The 18985-nt window shown below is 75.0% G+C and carries 16 protein-coding genes; 5 read left to right on the forward strand and 11 right to left on the reverse strand.

What is annotated here, in order from left to right:
- Positions 1-89: 89 nt before the first annotated feature.
- Both ACWDD9_RS01585 and ACWDD9_RS01590 read right to left on the reverse strand, forming a co-directional pair.
- Positions 90-821: a response regulator gene (locus tag ACWDD9_RS01585; RefSeq protein WP_117491070.1), complete on the reverse strand. Its 732-nt coding sequence runs from the start codon at positions 819-821 to the stop codon at positions 90-92.
- Positions 818-2653, reverse strand: a complete 1836-nt coding sequence (locus ACWDD9_RS01590) for a sensor histidine kinase (protein WP_449810525.1) — start codon at positions 2651-2653, stop codon at positions 818-820. Before ACWDD9_RS01590 ends, ACWDD9_RS01585 begins: the two co-directional genes overlap by 4 nt.
- Before the next feature lie 262 nt (positions 2654-2915).
- Here ACWDD9_RS01590 and ACWDD9_RS01595 point away from each other — a divergent pair, with 262 nt between their 5' ends.
- Positions 2916-4382, forward strand: coding sequence for a cation:dicarboxylate symporter family transporter (locus tag ACWDD9_RS01595; protein ID WP_449810526.1), 1467 nt, complete (start codon positions 2916-2918; stop codon positions 4380-4382).
- A gap of 135 nt (positions 4383-4517) precedes the next feature.
- Here ACWDD9_RS01595 and ACWDD9_RS01600 read toward each other — a convergent pair whose 3' ends face one another.
- Positions 4518-5546 carry a hypothetical protein gene (locus ACWDD9_RS01600; protein ID WP_449810527.1) on the reverse strand — a complete coding sequence of 343 codons (1029 nt, stop codon included), beginning with the start codon at positions 5544-5546 and terminating at the stop codon, positions 4518-4520.
- A 104-nt stretch (positions 5547-5650) separates the two neighbouring features.
- Positions 5651-6223, reverse strand: coding sequence for an RNA polymerase sigma factor (locus ACWDD9_RS01605; RefSeq protein WP_063780162.1), 573 nt, complete (start codon positions 6221-6223; stop codon positions 5651-5653).
- 332 nt (positions 6224-6555) lie between these two features.
- On the opposite strand from ACWDD9_RS01605, the gene ACWDD9_RS01610 reads away from it, so the two are divergent.
- Positions 6556-6927, forward strand: coding sequence for a hypothetical protein (locus ACWDD9_RS01610; protein WP_117491060.1), 372 nt, complete (start codon positions 6556-6558; stop codon positions 6925-6927).
- Positions 6928-7072: 145 nt separating this feature from the next.
- Here ACWDD9_RS01610 and ACWDD9_RS01615 read toward each other — a convergent pair whose 3' ends face one another.
- From ACWDD9_RS01615 to ACWDD9_RS01645, 7 genes are all read right to left on the reverse strand, one after another.
- A complete protein-coding gene (locus tag ACWDD9_RS01615) occupies positions 7073-7645 on the reverse strand; it encodes a GTP-binding protein (protein ID WP_049651867.1) in 573 nt (190 codons plus the stop codon).
- 151 nt (positions 7646-7796) lie between these two features.
- A complete protein-coding gene (locus ACWDD9_RS01620; protein WP_049651866.1) occupies positions 7797-8144 on the reverse strand; it encodes a DUF742 domain-containing protein in 348 nt (115 codons plus the stop codon).
- Positions 8145-8269: 125 nt separating this feature from the next.
- The gene (locus tag ACWDD9_RS01625; protein WP_375873391.1) at positions 8270-8680 is read right to left on the reverse strand and encodes a roadblock/LC7 domain-containing protein; all 411 of its coding nucleotides are present in this window, start codon (positions 8678-8680) and stop codon (positions 8270-8272) included.
- Positions 8677-11610, reverse strand: a complete 2934-nt coding sequence (locus ACWDD9_RS01630; RefSeq protein ID WP_449810528.1) for a sensor histidine kinase — start codon at positions 11608-11610, stop codon at positions 8677-8679. The genes ACWDD9_RS01625 and ACWDD9_RS01630 overlap by 4 nt, the downstream gene beginning before the upstream one ends.
- Before the next feature lie 101 nt (positions 11611-11711).
- Positions 11712-12605 (reverse strand): MHYT domain-containing protein, encoded by an 894-nt coding sequence (locus tag ACWDD9_RS01635; RefSeq protein WP_449810529.1) that lies wholly within the window; start codon positions 12603-12605, stop codon positions 11712-11714.
- 354 nt (positions 12606-12959) lie between these two features.
- Positions 12960-14366, reverse strand: a complete 1407-nt coding sequence (locus ACWDD9_RS01640; protein WP_375873388.1) for a cytochrome P450 — start codon at positions 14364-14366, stop codon at positions 12960-12962.
- 123 nt (positions 14367-14489) lie between these two features.
- Entirely contained in the window at positions 14490-15557 is a 1068-nt protein-coding gene (locus tag ACWDD9_RS01645; RefSeq protein ID WP_449810530.1) for an RNA ligase (ATP), read from the reverse strand.
- 387 nt (positions 15558-15944) lie between these two features.
- Here ACWDD9_RS01645 and modA point away from each other — a divergent pair, with 387 nt between their 5' ends.
- From modA to ACWDD9_RS01660, 3 genes are all read left to right on the forward strand, one after another.
- The gene (modA, locus tag ACWDD9_RS01650) at positions 15945-16793 is read left to right on the forward strand and encodes a molybdate ABC transporter substrate-binding protein (RefSeq protein WP_375873386.1); all 849 of its coding nucleotides are present in this window, start codon (positions 15945-15947) and stop codon (positions 16791-16793) included.
- 191 nt (positions 16794-16984) lie between these two features.
- Positions 16985-17743, forward strand: a complete 759-nt coding sequence (locus ACWDD9_RS01655) for an ABC transporter permease (RefSeq protein WP_234348224.1) — start codon at positions 16985-16987, stop codon at positions 17741-17743.
- A gap of 142 nt (positions 17744-17885) precedes the next feature.
- Positions 17886-18962, forward strand: coding sequence for an ABC transporter ATP-binding protein (locus ACWDD9_RS01660; protein ID WP_449810531.1), 1077 nt, complete (start codon positions 17886-17888; stop codon positions 18960-18962).
- Positions 18963-18985 lie beyond the last annotated feature (23 nt).

Genomic DNA, 18985 nt, shown 5'->3' on the forward strand with positions numbered 1-18985 from the left:
CACGGCCCGGCCCGCACCGGCCGAACCCGACGGTCGGGCCCCGCCCCTCAGGCCCGGTGCCTCAGACCCGGCTCCTCGGGCCCCGCCCCTCAGGCCCGGTGCCGCCACCGGTAGCAGAGCTCCGGCCGCCCGACGCTCCCGTACTGCGGCTCCCGCACCGCGCACCCGGTCTCCACCAGGTGCTCCAGGTAGCGCCGCGCGGTGATCCGGGAAACCCCGGCCGCCGCGCCCGCGGCCGCCGCCGACAACCCGGTGGCCGCCTCGCGCAGGACCGAGGCGACGGTGTCCAGGGTGGGCGCGCTCAGCCCCTTGGGCAGGGTGCTGCGCTCCGGCGTGCGGAGCAGGGCGAACGCCTGGTCGACCTCCTCCTGCCCGGTCGCCTCCCCGCTGCGCCCGAGGCTGTCGCGGTAGCGGGCGTAGCGCTCCAGCCGGTCGTGCAGGGCGGCCGCGCTGAACGGCTTCAGCAGGTACTGCACGACGCCGGCCGAGACCGCCTGCCGGACCATCGCGAGGTCGCGGGCCGAGGTCACCGCGATGACGTCGGTGCTGTGGCCGGCCGCGCGCAGCGTACGGCAGAGCTGGAGCCCGTGGCCGTCCGGCAGGTAGAGGTCGAGCAGGGTGAGGTCGACGGGCGTCCCGGCGGCGCGGGCCCGGTCCAGGAAGCGCAGCGCGTCGGCACAGCTGTGGACCGTCCCGGCGGCGTGGAAGCCGGGCTCCCGCCGGACGTAGAGGGTGTGCGCGGCGGCGGCCACCGGGTCGTCCTCGACCACCAGGACGGAGATCCCCGCCCCGGCGGCGGCTGTGTGGGCGGTGCCGTTCACGCCAGGGCCCCTTCCCGCTCCCGACCGCTCGACCCACCGGGCCGGTCGGCGGGCTCCCCCGGCTCGCCACCGGGCCCTCCCGGCCCGCCCGGCCGTCCGGCCAGCGGCAGCCGCACCGTGAGCACCGCGCCGCGCTCCCGTCCGACCTCGACGGTGCCGCCGTTGCGCCGGGCGGTCTGGGCGACCAGCGCCAGCCCGAGCCCGTGCCCGTGCCCGTCCTGCTTGGTGCTCCAGCCCCGCCGGAAGACGTCCTCGACCGCGCCCGGGTCGATCCCCGCGCCGGTGTCGGCGACCCGCAGCAGTAGGCAGTCGCCGGGCACCCCGGCGCCGTCACCGCCATCGCCGCCGTCGCCGCCGTCGCGACCTTCGCCGTCGCCGCCGGTGCAGTCCCGACCGCCGGCGATCCGCGCCGTGACGGTGACCTCCGGCGGGACGGGGCTCTCGGCCGCGCCGGCGATGGCGGCGTCCACGGCGTTGTCGATCAGGTTGCCGAGGACGGTGATCAGGTCCCGTGCGGAGAGGTCAGGCGGCAGCACCCCGTCGTCGATCCGGCTGTCCTCGGTGAGCGTCAACTCCACGCCCCGTTCGGCGGCTTGGGCGGCCTTGCCGAGCAGCAGCGCGGCCAGCACCGGCTCGCCCACCGCCGCGACCACCCGGTCGGTGAGCTGTTGGGCGAGTTCGAGCTCTGCGGTGGCGAACTCCACCGCCTGTTCGTGGCGGCCGAGTTCGATCAGCGAGACCACCGCGTGCAACCGGTTGGCGGCTTCGTGCGCCTGCGCGCCGAGCGCCTCGGTGAAGCACCGTACCGAGTCCAACTCCCCGCTGAGCGCCTGGAGTTCGGTGTGGTCCCGGAGGGTCACCACCCGGCCGAGACCGGGCCCGGTGCCGATGGTGGAGGTGTTCAGCACCACGACGCGCTCGGCGGTCAGGTGCACCTCGTCCCGGACGGGCTCCTCCCCCAGCACGGCCGCCACCAGCGCCTCCGGCAGGCCCAGTTCCACCACCGGCCGACCGTCCAGGTCGCCGGTCAGGCCGAGCAGTTCACGGGCGGCGTCGTTGCACAGCACCACCCGGTGCGAGCGGTCCAGCAGGACCAGTCCCTCGCGCACCGCGTGCAGGGTCGCCTGGTGGTACTCGTAGAGGTGGCTCAGCTGGTCCGGCCCCATCCCGTGGGTGTGCCGCCGCAGCCGGGAGTTGGCGAGGTAGGTGCCGACGCCGCCGACCGCGAGCGCGGCGACCGCCACCCCGACCAGGGCGAGCAGCGGACCGCTCAGCTGCGCGGAGATCGACTCCACCGTGAGGCCCGCGCTGACCAGCGCGACCACCCGGTGCCGCTCGTCCCACACCGGGGCGACCACCCGCACGGACGGGCCGAGCGTGCCGGTGTACGTCTCGCTGCGGGTCTGCCCGGCGAGCGCCCAGTCGATGTGCCCCAGGTAGGTCCGGCCGATCTGCTCGGGCAGCGGGTGGGTCCAGCGCACGCCGTCGGTGTCCATGACGGTGATGAAGGAGACCCCGGAGTCGGCCCGCACCTGCTCGACGTACGGCTGGAGCGCCGCGGTCGGGTCGGGGGCGCCGACGGCGGCCCGGACGGACGGCGAGTCGGCGACGGCGTGCGCGACCGCGGTGACCTGGCGACGGGCGGCGTCCTCGGCGCGGTCGGCGGTGAAGAGGTACGCGAGCACCGCGCCACCGGCGACCACGGCGGCGACGATCACCACCTGGACGACGAACAGCTGCCCGGCCAGGCTGCGGACCAGCCGCCGGGGACCGCGGCCCGTCGGCCGGTGCGAACGGCGGCGCGGGGCGGTGGGGGCGGTGCGCTCGGACATGCTTGCCAGTGTGCACCACGCCCCCGGGCGCCCCCGAGGGCCGTCCGGCCCGCACCGTTCGCGGGCCGGGCCTCCGGGCCGGACAGCCGGGCCGGACATCCGGGCCGGACAGCCGGGCCGGACAGCCGGGCCGGACATCCGGGCCGCCCGCGCCGTTCATGAACTCTATGAACGCAAACGTGACCTCCGTCACCTCGGAGCCCATAGTCAGAGCGGCCCATCCCCCCGGGGCCACCAGGACTGCACGGCAAGGGAGCCGCAGATGTCGATCACTGGAGCCGCCGCGGCGGCGGGACCCAGACGCAAGGACCGGACCCACTACCTCTACATCGCCGTGATCGCCGCGGTGGTCGCGGGTGTGGTGGTCGGCCTGGCCGCCCCCGGTTTCGCCGTGGAGCTGAAGCCGATCGGCACGGGCTTCGTCAACCTGATCAAGATGATGATCAGCCCCGTGATCTTCTGCACCATCGTCCTGGGCATCGGCTCGGTGACCAAGGCCGCGAAGGTCGGCAAGGTCGGCGGCCTCGCCCTCGGCTACTTCCTCGCCATGTCGACCGTCGCGCTGGCCATCGGCATGGTCGTCGGCAACCTGCTGGAGCCCGGCGGCGGCCTGCACCTGACCGCCGCGCTCGCCAAGTCCGGCCACGCCCAGGCGGCCGCCGGCGGCGCCCAGTCGACCGCCGACTTCCTGCTCGGGATGATCCCCGAGACGCTGTTCTCCGCCCTGACCCAGGGCAAGGTGCTCCAGACCCTGCTGGTCGCCCTGCTCACCGGCTTCGCCCTCCAGGCGATGGGCCCGGCCGGCGCGCCGGTGCTGCGCGGCATCGAGCACGTGCAGCGGCTGGTCTTCCGGGTCATGTCGATGATCATGTGGGTCGCGCCGGTCGGCGCCTTCGGTGCGATGGCCGCCGTGGTCGGCGCCACCGGCACCGCCGCGCTGAAGAGCCTGGCCGTCATCATGATCGGCTTCTACGTCACCTGCGTGCTCTTCGTCGTCGTGGTGCTGGGCACGCTGCTGCGCCTGGTCGCCGGGGTCAACGTGTTCGCGCTGCTGAAGTACCTCGGCCGCGAGTTCCTGCTGATCCTCTCCACCTCCTCCTCCGAGAGCGCGCTGCCCCGCCTGATCGCCAAGATGGAGCACCTGGGCGTCAGCCGCCCGGTCGTCGGCATCACCGTGCCGACCGGCTACAGCTTCAACCTCGACGGCACCGCCATCTACCTGACCATGTCGTCGATCTTCATCTCCGAGGCGATGGACAAGCCGATGTCGCTCGGCGAACAGCTCTCGCTGCTGGTCTTCATGGTGATCGCGAGCAAGGGCGCGGCCGGGGTCACCGGTGCCGGCCTGGCCACCCTCGCGGGCGGGCTCCAGTCGCACAAGCCCGCGCTGGTGGACGGGGTCGGCCTGATCGTCGGCATCGACCGCTTCATGTCGGAGGCCCGCGCGCTCACCAACTTCGCGGGCAACGCCGTCGCGACCGTGCTGATCGGGCACTGGACCGGCGAGATCGACGCCGAGCGCGCCCGGCGGGTGCTGGCCGGCGAGCTGCCGTTCGACGAGCTGACGCTGGTCGACTCGCACGGTGCGGCCTCCGGTCCCGCCGCCGGGTCGGACGGCCCCACGGCCGACGCCCCCGAGGCCACTCCCGAGACCGCCCCCGAGACCGCCCCCGAGGCTGTCCCCACCCGGGGCACCGCCACCCAGGGCGCGGCCACCGCCGGGGTCTGACCCCGGCAGCGACCCCCGCACTCCCCCGGTCCGGCGCCCCCACCAACCCCCGGAAACGGCGCCGGACCGGGGGTCCTCGTTTTTCCGTCCGGCCGACGTTCCCGGTCGGGCCCGGACGGGTCTCCGGCCCGCTCGTCACAGGTCCTGCGAGCCGCTGACCACCCAGGACACCCCGCCGGCCGGGTCCTCCAGCACGACGTGCAGATGGTGCAGCCCGGCCGACGGCTCCTGCCAGGTGAAACAGCGCATCCGGTCCACCAGCGCGTTCACCTCGCCCCGGTCCACCCCGCCTGTCCCGCCTGCCCCGTCCGGACCGTCCAGGCCGTCCAGGCCGTCCAGGCCGTCCGCCCCGGCCATCGCGGCCAGCGCCCGCCACACCCCCAGCCTCCCGTGCGCGCAGCCCTGCGCCCGCTCCAGGGCGGCGGACCGCACCAGCGCCGGGTAGACGAGCGCGAACGGCAGGTACCCGCCGACCACCCGCCGGTCGCGGGCCAGCAGGGCGGCCGCCGCCGGGGCCTGGCCGCGCACGCAGGCCGTCTCCGCCCACGGCGCGAGCGCGCCCAGCCCCTCCAGGGCCCGGGTGATCGGCGGCCCGTCCGGCCGTCCGGCCGACCGCGCCACCGGCGGCAGCTCCACCTCGCCCAGGCCCTCCCGGCTGGCCGGCAGGGTCAGCAGCGCACTGCGCGCGCCCCCGCCGGGCAGGTACTCGCGCACCCGGGCCGCCTCGTCCCAGCCCGCCGCCTCCCACGGCTCCAGGCGCAGCGGCACGCCCTCCGGGTCGGACTCGGCCCCGTACGAGAGGTCCTCGCCGAGCAGCGCCCGGGTGTGCGCGACCAGCCGTCGCACCGGGACCGGACCGAGCAACGGGGCCAGCCGCAGCCAGGAGTGCCGGGTCGCCAGCACCTCCCAAAGCGGGCCGGCGTCGTGGTCGGCCACTCCGGCGGCCGTCCCCGCGCCGCCGTCCCGGTCGAACAGGCGGACGGCCAGCTCGGGCGGCGCCGCGTAGGCGATCAGGTGGCCGAGCGGCGCGGTCAGTACGGCCGCGGCCTCCTCGCCCGCCTCCGCCACGGCGGCCGCGCGGCCCTGCCGGTAGGCGGCGAGCAGCTCGGGCCAGCGGCCGTCCTCGGCCAGTGCGCGCAGGCGGCCGTGCTGGTGGATGATCACGATTCGCAGGGTACGGGCCGGGCCGGCGCATCAGCTGACTTGCCGTCAGCTCGGTGCGTCGGGGCGGCGCTAGTACGCCCGCCGCCACGCGCACCGCCACACCCTCAGCTCCGCTCGTGCTCCCGCTCGCGCTCCTGTTCGCACCCCCGCTCCTGCTCGCGTTCGCACCCCGCCTCCCGCTCGCGTTCGCGTTCCCGCTGGAGGACGGCGCGCAGTCGGCCGTGGGCGCGGCGCCGGGTGACGGCCAGCGTGCTGCGGTGCAGCCCGAGCAGTTCGGCGGCCTCGTCGACGCTGTAGCCGTCGAGGTCCACCAGCGCCACCGCGCGGGCCTGCTTGACGGTCAGGAAGCCCAGCAGGCGGACCACCTCCCAGCGCGCCTGCAACTCGGCCATCCCGCCGGACCTGGGGTCGAACTCCCCCCGGTCCCGCTCGACGGCGTCGCCCACCTCCGGCACCTCGGGCATCGACACCCGCCGACGCTCCCGGCGCCACTGGTCGCGCAGGATGTTCACCATCGTGGTGAACGCGTAGGCGTACGGCTGCGGATGACCGAGGAAGCGCTCCGGCCGGCGGGCGATCCGCAGGTACGCCTCGTGGACGACGTCCCCGGCGCCGACCGGACCGCCGGCGAGGGAGGCCGCCGCCTGCTGGAGTCTGGGCAGGAGATCCGTGAACACCCGGTTGAATTCGGCCGATTGACCGCTACTCCCACTCGGACCGAAGCCCTCTTCCCGTCCGCTGCCCGCATTTCGACCGCCGCAATCCACCATGCCGCTCTCCCCGGAAATCGGCACCCCGAGCACCCGGTCCGCCCTGGCCACAGGGGTCTTGAGCCGACCGAATGACTTGTGACACAGGTCACATCATAGTTCGTCGTCTCACTGTGCGCAGTCATTCGTGTGCACCATGTCACCAACCGCACAGGAAGCGGGACTTCACCTCCGCGCGGACACCCCGGCGACCGGGGACGGCTCCGCCCGACGAGAACCCCTGAGCAAGGAGAACCACCGTGCGAGGTTGCATCGCCAGGAAGATCGCCACGTTCGGGCTGGCCGCCACGGCCGCCCTCGGCGTGCTCGGGACCACCGCCCTGCCGGCCGCCGCGGCGACGGTCCGGACCCAGGCCATCACCCCCGAGACCGACACGGACTGGAACACCGTCGAGACCGCGACCTACCGCTGCGTCATCACCGCCGACTACGGCTGGCGCTGGGAGGGGACCTGCAACGTCTACTCCGGACGACTGCGCACCATCACCTACTGTGCCGACGGCTCGTCGAGCACCGGCCTGTGGATCGGCGCGCGGCCGCAGGCCTGGGCGGTCTGGGGCAACTGCCCCGGGTCCAGCTGGACCCGGATCGTGTTCCAGTGGCACAGCTGAACCGCCGGACCCGGAACCGCTGAGAGTCGACGGGTGACAGATGACAGCTGACAGATTTCGAAATCTGTCAGCTGTCATCTGTTAGTTGTGAGTTGTCAGCTGTCATCCGCACGCCGTCCGCCCGCCGACACCTCCCGCCGCCGCCTCAGCCCACCGGAGAGACGTCCGCGAGCAGCCGGGCGGCGTGCACCCGGCCCGCGTGCTCGACCAGGTTGATCAGCACCTCCTTGCCCGAGGCCCGGTGGCGCGCATCGCACAACAGCACCGGCGTACCCGCGTCCAGGTCCAGCGCGCGGGCGACCTCCTCCGGCCTGAACTCCCGTGTCCCGGCGAAACGGTTCACCGCGACCACGAAGGGGATGCCCCGGTGCTCGAAGAAGTCGACGGCCGGGAAGCAGTCGGTCAGCCGGCGGGTGTCGGCGAGCACCACCGCACCGAGCGCCCCCTGGGCCAGCTCGTCCCAGAGGAACCAGAACCGGTCCTGCCCCGGGGTGCCGAACAGGTAGACCGCCAGCCCCTCACGGATGGTGATCCGACCGAAGTCCATCGCCACCGTGGTCGTCGACTTGCGCTCCACGCCGTCGAGGTCGTCCACCTCCCGCCCGGCCTCGGTCAGCCGCTCCTCGGTGCGCAGCGGCCGGATCTCGCTGACCGCGCCGACCAGCGTCGTCTTGCCGACCCCGAAGCCGCCCGCCACCAGGATCTTGAGCGCCAGCACGGCGTCGTCGGGATCCTCGGCATCGAACGGGTCCGACCCGCCGTACGGACCGGACCGGCCGTACGGATCGGACGGGCCGTACGGGTCGGACGGGCCGTACGGGTCGGACGGGTCGGACGATACCGACGGATCAGGCAGGTCGGACGGGTGGTCAGAGTGCACGGAGTCCACGGATGACCTCCTGGAGGATGCGCTCGTCGGGGAGCAGGGCGGGCGGGACGGGACGGCGGACCCGGATGAGCCCGGCCGCCAGCAGGTCGCCGAGCAGCACCCGCACGACGCCCACCGGCAGGTCGAGCTCGGCGGCCAGCTCGGCCACGGACAGCGGGGTGCCCCGGCACAGCGCGAGGATGCGCGCCTGTTCCGGGCCGACCGGCGGCTCGGGCGCGTCCGGTACGAGCGCCGGGTCGGGGAGTTCGGCGACCACCACGGCGATCAGGTCGAAGCGCTGCTCCCCGGCCCCGGTGCGCCCCCTGGTCATCGCGTACGGGCGGACCAGCGGCCCGGCGTCGTCGTCGTACCAGCGGGCCCGGTGGGCGGCCGCGAGCGGATTGCGGGGGTGACCGTCGGGCTCGGCCCTCGGGTGCTCGGGATGTCGCCCCCGGTACGGGTGGGGCACCGGACTCACCGGCCGCCCACCGTCCGCGGCGGGGTGCTCAGGTGCTCCCCGACCCGGCGGACCAGCCTGGCCATCTCGTAGGCGACCAGGCCGAGGTCGGCCCGGGCCGTGGTGAACACGGCGAGGCAGGTGCCCTCCCCGGCCGCCGCGACCAGCAGGTAGCCGCCCTCCAACTCGACCATGGTCTGGCGGACTTCACCCGCGCCGAAGTGCCGGCCGGCGCCCTTGGCCAGGCTGTGGAAGCCGGAGGCGACGGCCGCCAGATGCTCCCCGTCCTCCCGCGCCAGACCGGCCGAGGTGCCCATGGCCAGGCCGTCGGCGGAGAGCATCACGGCGAAGCGGAGCTCGGGGGCGCGCTGGACCAGCTCGTCGAGGAGCCAGTTCAGCTCCCCCGCGCGGTGGGTGGTGGCGATCACGGACGCTCTCCTTCGGGTCGGGACGGGGGTTGGGGGTGGCGCGCCTGCGGCGGCCGCGGAGCGTCGGCGGGCTGCCCGTCCCGCCGACCCTCCGGGTGCAGACCGCGCGCCCATCCGTTCTGGAAGGCCGACATCGTCGCCCGCGCCTCCTCCGGGCTGCGGCCCGCGGCGCCGAAGCCGTCGCCGGGGCCGGGGCCGGGGCCGGGGCCGGCCGAGGCCACGGCCGCAGTGGCGGCGGCCGTACGACGACTGTGCGCGGTCGGACGGGCCGGGCCCTCGCGCAGCTGCGGTGCGAGGCTCGCCTGGCGGGTCCGGCGCGGCAACTCCTCCGGGCCCGAGTCGACTTGGGGACCGTCCGGCCGGGGGCCGTCCGGTCGTTGACCATCTGGACGGGGACCGCGCGAGCCTGGTCCGAGCACCGGCTCCGAACGGCGTTCCGTACGGTACGGCTCCGCGCCGTACGGCTGCGGCGGCCCGGCCTGCGGACGGGCGGCCGCACCCGCGCCCCCGTCCGCAGCCGGACCGGCCACCCGGGCACCGGAGGCCCGGTAGGGGGTACGGCGCACCGGCCCGGGGTCACTGCCCCGGGCACCGAACGGCAGCAGCGCCCCACCCTCCGGCGGCGGCCCACCCGCCGCCGGAAGCCCGTCACTTGCCCCGCCCTGCGGGTGCTCCCGGCGCCCCGGGTCGCCGCTCGGGACACCGCTGGGACCCCCCGTCGGCTCCCCCGCGTGACCGTGCACCGGCGTGAACTCCCGCTCCGGGCCACCGTGCTGTGCCCGCTCGGCGAACACCGGCTCCGTCGGTCCCGCCCCGACCGCCACGCCGCCCGGCGCCGCCGCGCGCGGCAGGGGCGGCACCGGCTCGAAGCCGTACCGCGCCTCCTCCGCCCCCACCTCCGCCTCCACTTCGGCCGCCTCGTCGGCCAGCAGCGTGGTCGGCAGCAGGACCACCGCCGTGGTGCCGCCGTACGCGGAGGTCACCAGCGAGACCTTGACGTCCTGCCGCCGGGCGAGCCGGCTGACCACGAACAGGCCGAGCCGGTCGCTGTCGAAGAGGTCGCTCTGCTCGGCGGCGGCGATCCGGCGGTTGGCCGAGGCCAGCACCTCCGGGCCCATGCCGAGGCCGCGGTCCTCGATCTCCAACGCGAAGCCGTTGCCGACCCGTTCGCCCCGGATGTGCACCCGGGTGTGCGGCGGGGAGAACCCGGTGGCGTTCTCGACGAGTTCGGCCACCAGGTGGGTGAGGTCGGCGACGGCGTGGCCGACCACCGCGGCCCGTGGCAGCGGGTGGACCTCGACCCGGGCGTACTCCTCGACCTCCGAGACGGCCGCGCGCACCACGTCCACCAGCGGGACGGGCCGGCGCCAGCCCCGACCGGGAGCGGCCCCGGAGAGGATGATCAGGCCCTCGGCGTGGCGGCGCATCCGGGTGGTGAGGTGGTCCAAGCGGAACAGGTCGGCCAGCTCGGACGGGTCGTCGGTGCGGCGCTCCATCGCATCCAGCAGGGTGAGTTGGCGGTGCACCAGGACCTGGCTTCGGCGCGCGAGGTTGACGAACACACCGGAGACCCCGGAGAGCACCTCGGCCCGCTCGACCGCCGCCGTGACGGCCGCCCGCTGGACGGTGCCCAGCGCCCGCTGCACCTGGCCGATCTCGTCGCCCCGCCCCACCGGCCGGGGCGCCTCGGCCTCGATGTCCACCTCCTCCCCCGCACGCAACTTCCGTATGGTCGCCGGGAGTTTGCGCCCGGCCAGCTCAAGTGCCGAGTTGCGCAGGCCGATCAGATCGGTGACCAGCCCGCGCCCGATCTGCACCGAGATCACCAACGAGGCCACCACGCCGACCAGTCCGAGCAGCACCGCCATGCCCGCCGGGGTGAACAGGCCTAGGGCGTACGGGTCCTGGCGCTCGGCGGCGAGCCGCCCTGCCTGGTCCTCGACGGTCCGCAGGCCGCCGGCCACATTGCCCGCGACCATCGCCCACCGGTCGGCCGGCACCGCCGCGACCGCCGTCCGGCCGTCGGCGGCCGTCCGCACCCTGTCCTCGTACCCGGCCAGCTCGCGGTGGTCCTGGCCACCGGTGACGGCGAGCAGCGCCGCCCGGTCGGCGGGGCGCAGCTCGGCGGCGGCGCCCCGCTCGAACTCGCGCCGGGCGAAGGCCGCGCCGGCGAACTCCCGCAGCTGGTCGTCGCCGAGCCCGCCGGACAGCTGGGCGGCGCGCAGCAGGGCGTCCTCCCGGGCGAGCAGTTCCCGGGACCGGGCCAGCTCCAGCAGCACCCGCGCGTCGGCGGCCACCTGGCGGTCCTGGAGCGGCGCGACGGCACCGGCGGCGGCGAGCGCCCGGTCCACCGCCTCGCCGTACGCGGCGTACGCCTCGGGCCAGCCGACGCTCCTGGCCAGGACCCGGTCGCGCAGGACGGGCAGGGCAGCGAGGGAGCCGCCGAGCGCGTCCAGCCGGGCGGCCGCGTCCCCACCCAGGCCCTGGGCGTCGGCACGGTTGTAGCCCCGGTCGGGGCGGCGGGGGTCCGGGAACAGCGGAGTGAGCGCCCGGTCGGTGGCCGCCGCCGCCTCGCGCAGGGCGCTCTCCCGGACGGCGCTGGGCGCGGCCACCGGGGCGGCCAGCAGCTGACCGACGGCCGTGCGTTCGGCTTGCAGCCCGGCGACCGTCTCCGCGACCGGCGTGAGCAGCGTGCGCTGGGCGTCGCGCTGGCGCATCAGGCCCCAGACGCCCTGGGCGGTGGTGACGGTGGCGAACCCCCACAGGGCAATGACGGAGACGACCGGAACCATCAGCAGGGCGATGATCCGGGCGCGGACGGTCCGGGGGCGCAGGCCGCGCAGCCACGGGCCGGGCCGCGGTGGACGGGCGGGCGGCCCGGCATGGGCACCCCGACGGGCACCGGGGGCGGTACCGCGGTCTTCTCGCATGGGTGAGGAGCCTTTCGGGCAGGGAGAGGCTGGAGGACGGAGGCAGGTGGGCGGGGGCAGGAGGGCGGGGGCAGGAGGGCGGGGGCAGGAGGGGGCGCGGCTCAGGCGGCGCGGCCGTGCCGTTCGCCGTCGCGCCCCTCGCCGCCGCGCCGCCCGGCCTCGACCGGGGCGAGCTCCTGCCGGGCGGGCTCGGGGTACGGGGACTCGGGGTACGGGGGCCCGGCAGGCAGATCCTCGGTGGCCAACTCGCCGGCCTCCCGGTAGCCGGCCCGCTCCTGGGCGGTCGGCGAGAGCGCGACGAAGGCCGAGGCGAGGAAGAGGAACGAGCCGAGACCGACGGCGAGCGGGAAGACGAACTCCATCGGGCTGACCCCACCGAGGCCGGTCCGGGTCGGTTCCAACCGGACGTGGACGGCGGCCATGCCGGTGTAGTGCATGCAGCTGACGGCGAGGCCCATGGCCATCGCGGCGGCCGCGGCCGCGTACACGTTGCGGATGGTGACGGCGGCCCAGAGCGCGGCGGTGGCGGCGCCGACCGCGACCAGCACGGACAGCGCGACCGTCCCGGCGTCGTAGTGCAGCCCGCCGTGCATCCGGAGGGCGGCCATGCCCAGGTAGTGCATCGCGGCGACGCCGAGACCGGTGGTGACGCCGCCGGACAGCAGGGAGAGGCCGCGGTGCCGGCCGTAGCAGACCACGGTCAGGCCGAGGCCGGTGACCAGCACCGCGACCACGAGGCTGAGGACGGTCAGCGGCACGTTGTAGCGCAGCTCGGTGCCGTCGACGGTGAAGCCGAACATGGCGACGAAGTGCATGGTCCAGATCCCGGAGCCGATCGCGGCGGCGGCCGTGACCAGCCAGTTCCGCCGGGCCGGGCCGCTCGTGGCCAGGCCGCGCAGCGTGCAGCGCAGCCCGAGGGCCGCGCCGGCGCAGGCCATCAGGTACGAGAGGGCGGGGGTCAGCCAGCCGAAGCTGAGGTGGTTGATGGTGCCCATGGGACCTCCGGTCGACCGGTCGGGCCCGGAGGCGGTACGCGGTGCGCCCGGGCTCCCCGGGCCGGGCGGACTGCATACGAAGGGCATATGCCAATCGCATGTGCTCTTCCGGCCTGGGGTGCGTGGGACGCTATCGAGGGGCCGGAATCGGTCAGACAAAGATCTGAAAAGCTGCCCGCGAGGCCCGGGTGATGTGTTCGAATGCTCTGGTCGTCTGCCCAGCGGACGGCGCACAGATGACAACAGACAGATAACAGAGTTTGAAATCTGTCATCTGTCCGCTGTCTGTTGTCTGTTGTTCGTTGTTCGCTGTTCGTTGTTCGCTGTTCGCTGAACCCCGTCAGCCGTCAGCTGTCAGCTGTCAGCCGTCACCCGGATCCGCATCGGGCTCGCCGCCCGCAGCGTGATCCCCTGGGCGAGCGCCACCCTCCGGTCCACCGCCTCCACCTCGAAGTCCCGCAGCAGCACCCCCAGCGCCAGCACCGCCTCCAGCATCGAGAAGTGCTGCCCGATGCAGGCCCGCGGCCCGCCCCCGAACGGGAACCAGGCGTAGCGGTGCCGGGCCCGCTCCGCCTCCGGCAGGAACCGGTCCGGGTCGAAGCGCTCCGGATCCTCCCAGTGGTCCGGGTGCCGGTGGGTGACCAGCGGCGCGACGACGACCTGCGCCCCCGCCGGGATCACGTACCCGTCGATGACGGTCTCCTCGACCGCCCGCCGCCCGCCCAGGGCCGCCGACGGATAGAGCCGCATCGCCTCCTTCAGCACCCGGGTGATGTACGGGAGCGCGTCCAGGTCCGCCGCCGTCGGCGCGCGCCCGGCCAGGACGGTCCGCGCCTCCTCGCGGGCGAGCCGCCGCTGCTCGGGGTGCTTGGCCAGCAGGTGCAGCGCGAAGGCCAGCGCGGTGGCCGTGGTCTCGTGCCCGGCGAGCAGGAACACCAGGACCTGGTCCCGGAGTTCGGCCGGGTCCAGCCGCTCGCCGTGGTCGTCGCGGGCCCGGCCGAGCAGGGTGAGCAGGTCGTCCGCGCCCTCGTCGCCGCCGCCCCGCGCGGCCCGCTCGGCGATGATCCGGTCGCAGACCCCGTACAGCGCCCGCTGGGCCTCGGCACCGCGCCGGTTGGCCGGCGTCGGCCAGGTGCGCGGGAGGCGGACCGGGGCGTAGCCGCGCTCCTTCACGTACTCGCCGAGCACCGGGAAGCTGCGGTGGACCACCGCTATCGCCTCCTCCACGTCGGCGCCGAAGAGGATGCGCGCGACCGCCCGCAGCGCGAACCGGGACGTCTCGTCCGCCGCGTCCACCACCCCGCCGGGCACCGCCCGCCACCGCTCGGCGAGCGACTGCGCCTCCTGCGCGAGCGCGTCCGCGTAGCCGTCCACCCGGCGCCGGGTGAACAGCGGCTGCACCATCCGGCGTTGGCGCTGGTACTCGGCGTCCTGACTGGTCAGCAGCCCGTTGCCGACGCTGCTCCGGAGCTCGTCGTAGAACGGGTCCTCCTTGCGGAAGTTGGCCGCCTCGCCCGCCAGCACCTGGCGGACGCCCTCCGGCGAGAACACCCCGTAGAAGTCGGCCCGCAGCCCGGGCGGCCCGGCCTGGAAGCGCACCACGTCGCCGTGGTCGCGGCGGGCCGCGAGGTAGCTGCGCAGCGGGCGGCGGGTGAGGTCGAACAGCGATCCGACCAGCGGGTTCCCGGCCGGCACGGGTATCGCGGAGGTGGGGGCGGGCACGAGGCCGGGGTCGGGAACGGGGAGGACTTCGGTGGCCATCGGCACTCCTTCTGTACGGGGACTCACCCGCCGCCTCTACCGACGGGCGGTCAGCACCGAGAGGAGCCGCACCCGGACCGGTCGGCCGGACCGACCTGCCCGGCCACCGGATCCGGGCCCGTCTCACTCGTACTCGGTGCCCCCCTTGCGGGTCAGGTAAGCCTCGCTGACCACCTTGGCGATCGCCCGCCCGCCGAGCACCGGGCTCCAGCGCTCGGTGACCGGCCGCACCACCACGCCCTCGCGCAGGTGCAGTTCACGCCCGGAGACGGTCTCCCGGCCCCGGGCGAACCCCAGCACGGTCTCCGGATCGAACGGTCCGCGCCACAGCTCGGGCACCAACGGCAGTTCCCCGTCCAGCAGTTCGGCTGCCGAAAGCCAGTTCAGCTGCCCGTCCACGAGGGCCGACACGTCGAACGCGGCGTATCCGGGCCGCTCGGTGCGCGCCGAGGCGCCGTAGCCCAGGTCCTGCACGCCCTCGCCGAAGACCTCGCCGAAGATGCCGACCCGCTCGGCCCCGAGGCGCTCCGCCAGCCGGGCCGCCACCGCCGGGATGTCGTACGCGCGCACCGCCCGCCAGTAGAGGTTGCGCGCGTCCTCGGCCAGCGCCAGCCCCTGCGCACCGATGCCCTTGGACGACACCCGCACCTCGCCGGTGGCGGCGGTGTACGTGACCAGGCAGCAGCTGCCGTGCAGCTTCTCGGTCAGCACGACCGGCTCGCCCGGCGCGAAGGCCTCGGGGTAGCGCTTGAGGTTCTCGATGTCCACCCAGGGCAGCAGGTCCGGCGCGCTGACCACGTCACCGCTCATCGACGTCGGCACCGGCGGCTGCCACTTGACGACCCCGAGCAGCTCGGCGAAGTCCTCACCGCGCTCGGCCGCGGCGGCCAGGTCGGTGCCGGCGAGCGCGGCGGGCCGGCAGACGACGCCCTGGGACAGCTCGCCGCGCAGCCGTACCGCCTTCACCCGGTTCGCCCGGGCGCCGGCCAGCTTGCCGGTCAGGCCCAGCTCCTCGATCAACTCATCCGGGAGGACGGACTGTTCGGGGATGTAGACGGCGTGGTCCCCGGTCCGGTACGCGCCTTTCGCGACCACCGCCCGGTAGAGGCCGACCTGGGCGAGCTCCAGGGCATCGGCGTTCGGGTGCTCCAGGATGACCAGCTTCTCGGCGGTGACGCGCAGCGTGGACATGGACGGACTCCTCCCCTTGGTTCGGCCCCGGCCGCGTGTCCGACCGGCCCGGCCGTCTGTACGGACGGCGACCACTCTCGCCGTTCGACCACCCACGGCGCGACGCAATTACCGCGCGCCCCTCGCCAGCGCCCCCACCGGCCCACCGGCCCACCGGCCCACCGGCCCCACCAGCCTGACCGCCTCACCGCCTCACCGTCCTCACCGCGCCCCGCGAGTCCCGGTTGAGCCATCCCACAGCAGCCCCGCGACCCCTGCGACCCCCAGCTGTGCGAACCGACAGGGGATTTATCGCTCGCATTTGCGGCACTATGATCGCCGTAATGGCCGCACCTGCGGCTCGTCCCTCGCGCCCCTCCCGGCGCGCACCCTGGAGGGGAAGCACCGATGAGCACCCGTACGCCCACCGCCCGCAGGCTCGCCGTCGCCACCGCCGCGGTCCTCGTCCTCGGGCTCGGAGTCAGCGCCTGCGGCAGCGACGGCGGCAAGTCCTCCGGTTCCTCGGCCTCTTCGAGCACCTCCGCGAACGCCTCCGCCGCGGGCAGCAGCGTCCCGAAGGCCTCCGGCACCATCACCGTCTTCGCCGCCGCCTCGCTCAAGGAGACCTTCACCGAGCTCGGCAAGAAGTTCGAGGCCGCCAACCCGGGCGCCAAGGTCACCTTCAACTTCGGCGGCAGCTCCAGCCTCGCCACCAGCATCAACTCCGGTGCCCCGGCGGACGTGTTCGCCGCCGCCAGCCCGGCCACCATGAAGACCGTGACGGACGCGGGCGGTGCCAGCGGGCAGCCGACGACCTTCGTCCGGAACACGCTCACCATCGCCGTCCCCAAGGGCAACCCCAAGCACATCGCGGGCCTCAAGGACCTCACCGCCTCCGGCGTGAAGGTCGCGCTGTGCGCGAAGGAGGTGCCGTGCGGCGCCGCCGCCCAGACCGCGCTCAAGGCGGCGGGCGTCGACCTCACCCCGGTCACCCTGGAGCAGGACGTCAAGGGCGCGCTCACCAAGGTCGAACTCGGCGAGGTCGACGCGTCCCTGGTGTACCGGACCGATGTGCAGGCCGATGCTGCGAAGATCGACGGCGTGGACTTCCCCGAGGCCGACAAGGCCGTGAACGACTACCCGATCGCCGCGCTCGCCAAGGCGCCGAACAAGGACGGCGCCGCCGCCTTCGTCGCGTACGTCCAGTCGCCCGAGGCCAAGCAGGTGCTGACCGCGGCGGGCTTCCAGGCACCGTGAGCGAGCGCACCACCGGCTCCGGGGACGGCTCCGGACGCGACTCCGGACGCGACTCCGGTCGGAACCGCACCGTCGGCGGCGGCGCGGCGGAAGCCGAGAAGGCCCTGCCGCGCCGCGACCCACGAAAGCGCGACCCACGAAGCCGCGCCCCGCGAAACCGACGCCCGCGGACGCACCGCGCCCCGGTCGCCCTGCTGCTCCCGGCGCTGCTCGGGTTGGCGTTCCTGGTCCTGCCGCTGGTCGGCCTGCTGATCCGGGCGCCCTGGAGCGACCTGTCCGAGCAGCTCACCAGCACCGCCGTCTGGGACGCGCTGCGCCTGTCGCTGATCAGCGCGACCGCGGCCACCGCCGTGTCGCTGGTCCTGGGCGTCCCGCTGGCCTGGCTGCTCGCCCGCACCGAGCTGCCGGGCCGGCGGGTGATCCGGGCGCTGGTCACCCTGCCGCTGGTGCTGCCACCGGTGGTCGGCGGCGTGGCGCTGCTGCTGGTGCTCGGGCGGCGCGGCATCGTCGGCTCCTGGCTGGACTCGGCCTTCGGCATCACGCTGCCGTTCACCACCACCGGGGTCGTGATCGCCGAGGCGTTCGTGGCGATGCCGTTCCTGGTGATCAGCGTCGAGGGCGCGCTGCGGGCCGCCGACCCCCGCTACGAGGAGGCCGCCGCGACCCTGGGCGCCTCCCGACTGACCGCGTTCAGGCGGGTCACCCTGCCGCTGATCGCGCCGGGCATCGCCGCCGGGGCCGTCCTGGCCTGGGCCCGGGCGCTCGGCGAGTTCGGTGCGACGATCACCTTCGCGGGCAACTTCCCGGGCCGCACCCAGACCATGCCGCTGGCCGTCTACCTGGCCATGGAGTCGGACCCGCAGGCGGCGATCGCGCTGTCGCTGGTGCTGCTGGTGGTCTCCGTAGCCGTCCTGGTCGGCCTGCGCGACCGCTGGCTGTCGACGCCGTGACCCCGCCCGCCCGCGCCGTCCCGAGCGCACAGGCCATCCCGACCACCCGCACCATCCCGACCGCACGCGCCCTCCCATCCCCACCTGCCATCCCGGACACGCTGAACGCAGCAGACGCACTGGACACCTGGACGCCGCCCCGATGAGCACCGAAAGCCGCCCCGGCCCCGCCCTGGACGCCCGCCTGCGGGTCGAGCGCGCCGCGTTCGCCCTCGACCTCGCGCTGACCGCCGCCCCCGGCGAGGTGGTGGCACTGCTCGGCCCCAACGGCGCCGGGAAGTCCACCGCCCTGCGCGCCCTCGCCGGGCTGCTCCCGCTCACCGGCGGCCACCTGCGCCTGGACGGCCGCCTCCTGGAGGACCCGGCGCAGCGCGTGCACACCCCGGCCGAGGAGCGGCCGGTCGGCGTGGTGTTCCAGGACTACCTGCTGTTCCCCCACCTGAGCGCGCTCGACAACGTCGCCTTCGGCCCGCGCTGCCAGGGCCGCCCCAAGCGGGAGGCGCGGGCCGAGGCGGCCGACTGGCTGGAGCGGATGGGCCTGGCCGACCACGCCACGGTCCGCCCCGGCCGGCTCTCCGGCGGCCAGGCCCAGCGGGTGGCGCTCGCCCGAGCCCTCGCCGTACGCCCCCGGCTACTCCTGCTGGACGAGCCGCTGGCCGCCCTGGACGCCCGCACCCGGCTCGACGTACGAGCCCAACTGCGGCGCCATCTGGCGGAGTTCGAGGCGGTGGCGGTGCTGGTGACGCACGACCCGCTGGACGCCATGGTGCTGGCCGACCGACTGGTGGTGATCGAGGACGGGCACGAGGTGCAGTCCGGCAGCCCGGCGGAGGTCGCCCGGCGCCCGCGCACCGACTACATCGCCAGGCTGGTCGGACTGAACCTGTACCAGGGCCGGGCCGAGGGCTCCCGGGTCACGCTCCCGGACGGCACGGTGCTGGCCACCACCGAGGAGCTGGACGGTCCGGCCTTCGTCGCCTTCCCGCCCTCCGCCGTGACGCTGTACCGGGAGCGTCCGCGGACCAGCGCGCGCAACCTCTGGCAGGCCGAGGTCACCGGGCTCGACCTGCACGGCGACCAGGTCCGCGTCGAACTCGCCGGCGACCTGCCGATGGCCGCCGACCTGACCCCGGCCGCCGTCGCGGAGCTGGAGCTGGCGCCCGGCGTCGCGGTCTGGGCCTCGGTCAAGGCCGCCCAGGCCCACGCCTACCCAGCCTGAGCGGCCCCGCCTGAGGCATCGTC

This window comes from Kitasatospora sp. NPDC001119, from assembly GCF_053598475.1.

What these genes read in the sequence shown, in the direction of transcription:
- ACWDD9_RS01595 (WP_449810526.1), top strand. Translation starts at nt 2,916, where the DNA reads ATGTCGATCACTGGAGCCGCCGCGGCGGCGGGACCCAGACGCAAGGAC.
- ACWDD9_RS01635 (WP_449810529.1), bottom strand. Translation starts at nt 12,605, where the DNA reads ATGGGCACCATCAACCACCTCAGCTTCGGCTGGCTGACCCCCGCCCTC.
- ACWDD9_RS01630 (WP_449810528.1), bottom strand. Translation starts at nt 11,610, where the DNA reads ATGCGAGAAGACCGCGGTACCGCCCCCGGTGCCCGTCGGGGTGCCCAT.
- ACWDD9_RS01590 (WP_449810525.1), bottom strand. Translation starts at nt 2,653, where the DNA reads ATGTCCGAGCGCACCGCCCCCACCGCCCCGCGCCGCCGTTCGCACCGG.
- ACWDD9_RS01660 (WP_449810531.1), top strand. Translation starts at nt 17,886, where the DNA reads ATGAGCACCGAAAGCCGCCCCGGCCCCGCCCTGGACGCCCGCCTGCGG.
- modA (WP_375873386.1), top strand. Translation starts at nt 15,945, where the DNA reads ATGAGCACCCGTACGCCCACCGCCCGCAGGCTCGCCGTCGCCACCGCC.
- ACWDD9_RS01645 (WP_449810530.1), bottom strand. Translation starts at nt 15,557, where the DNA reads ATGTCCACGCTGCGCGTCACCGCCGAGAAGCTGGTCATCCTGGAGCAC.
- ACWDD9_RS01640 (WP_375873388.1), bottom strand. Translation starts at nt 14,366, where the DNA reads ATGGCCACCGAAGTCCTCCCCGTTCCCGACCCCGGCCTCGTGCCCGCC.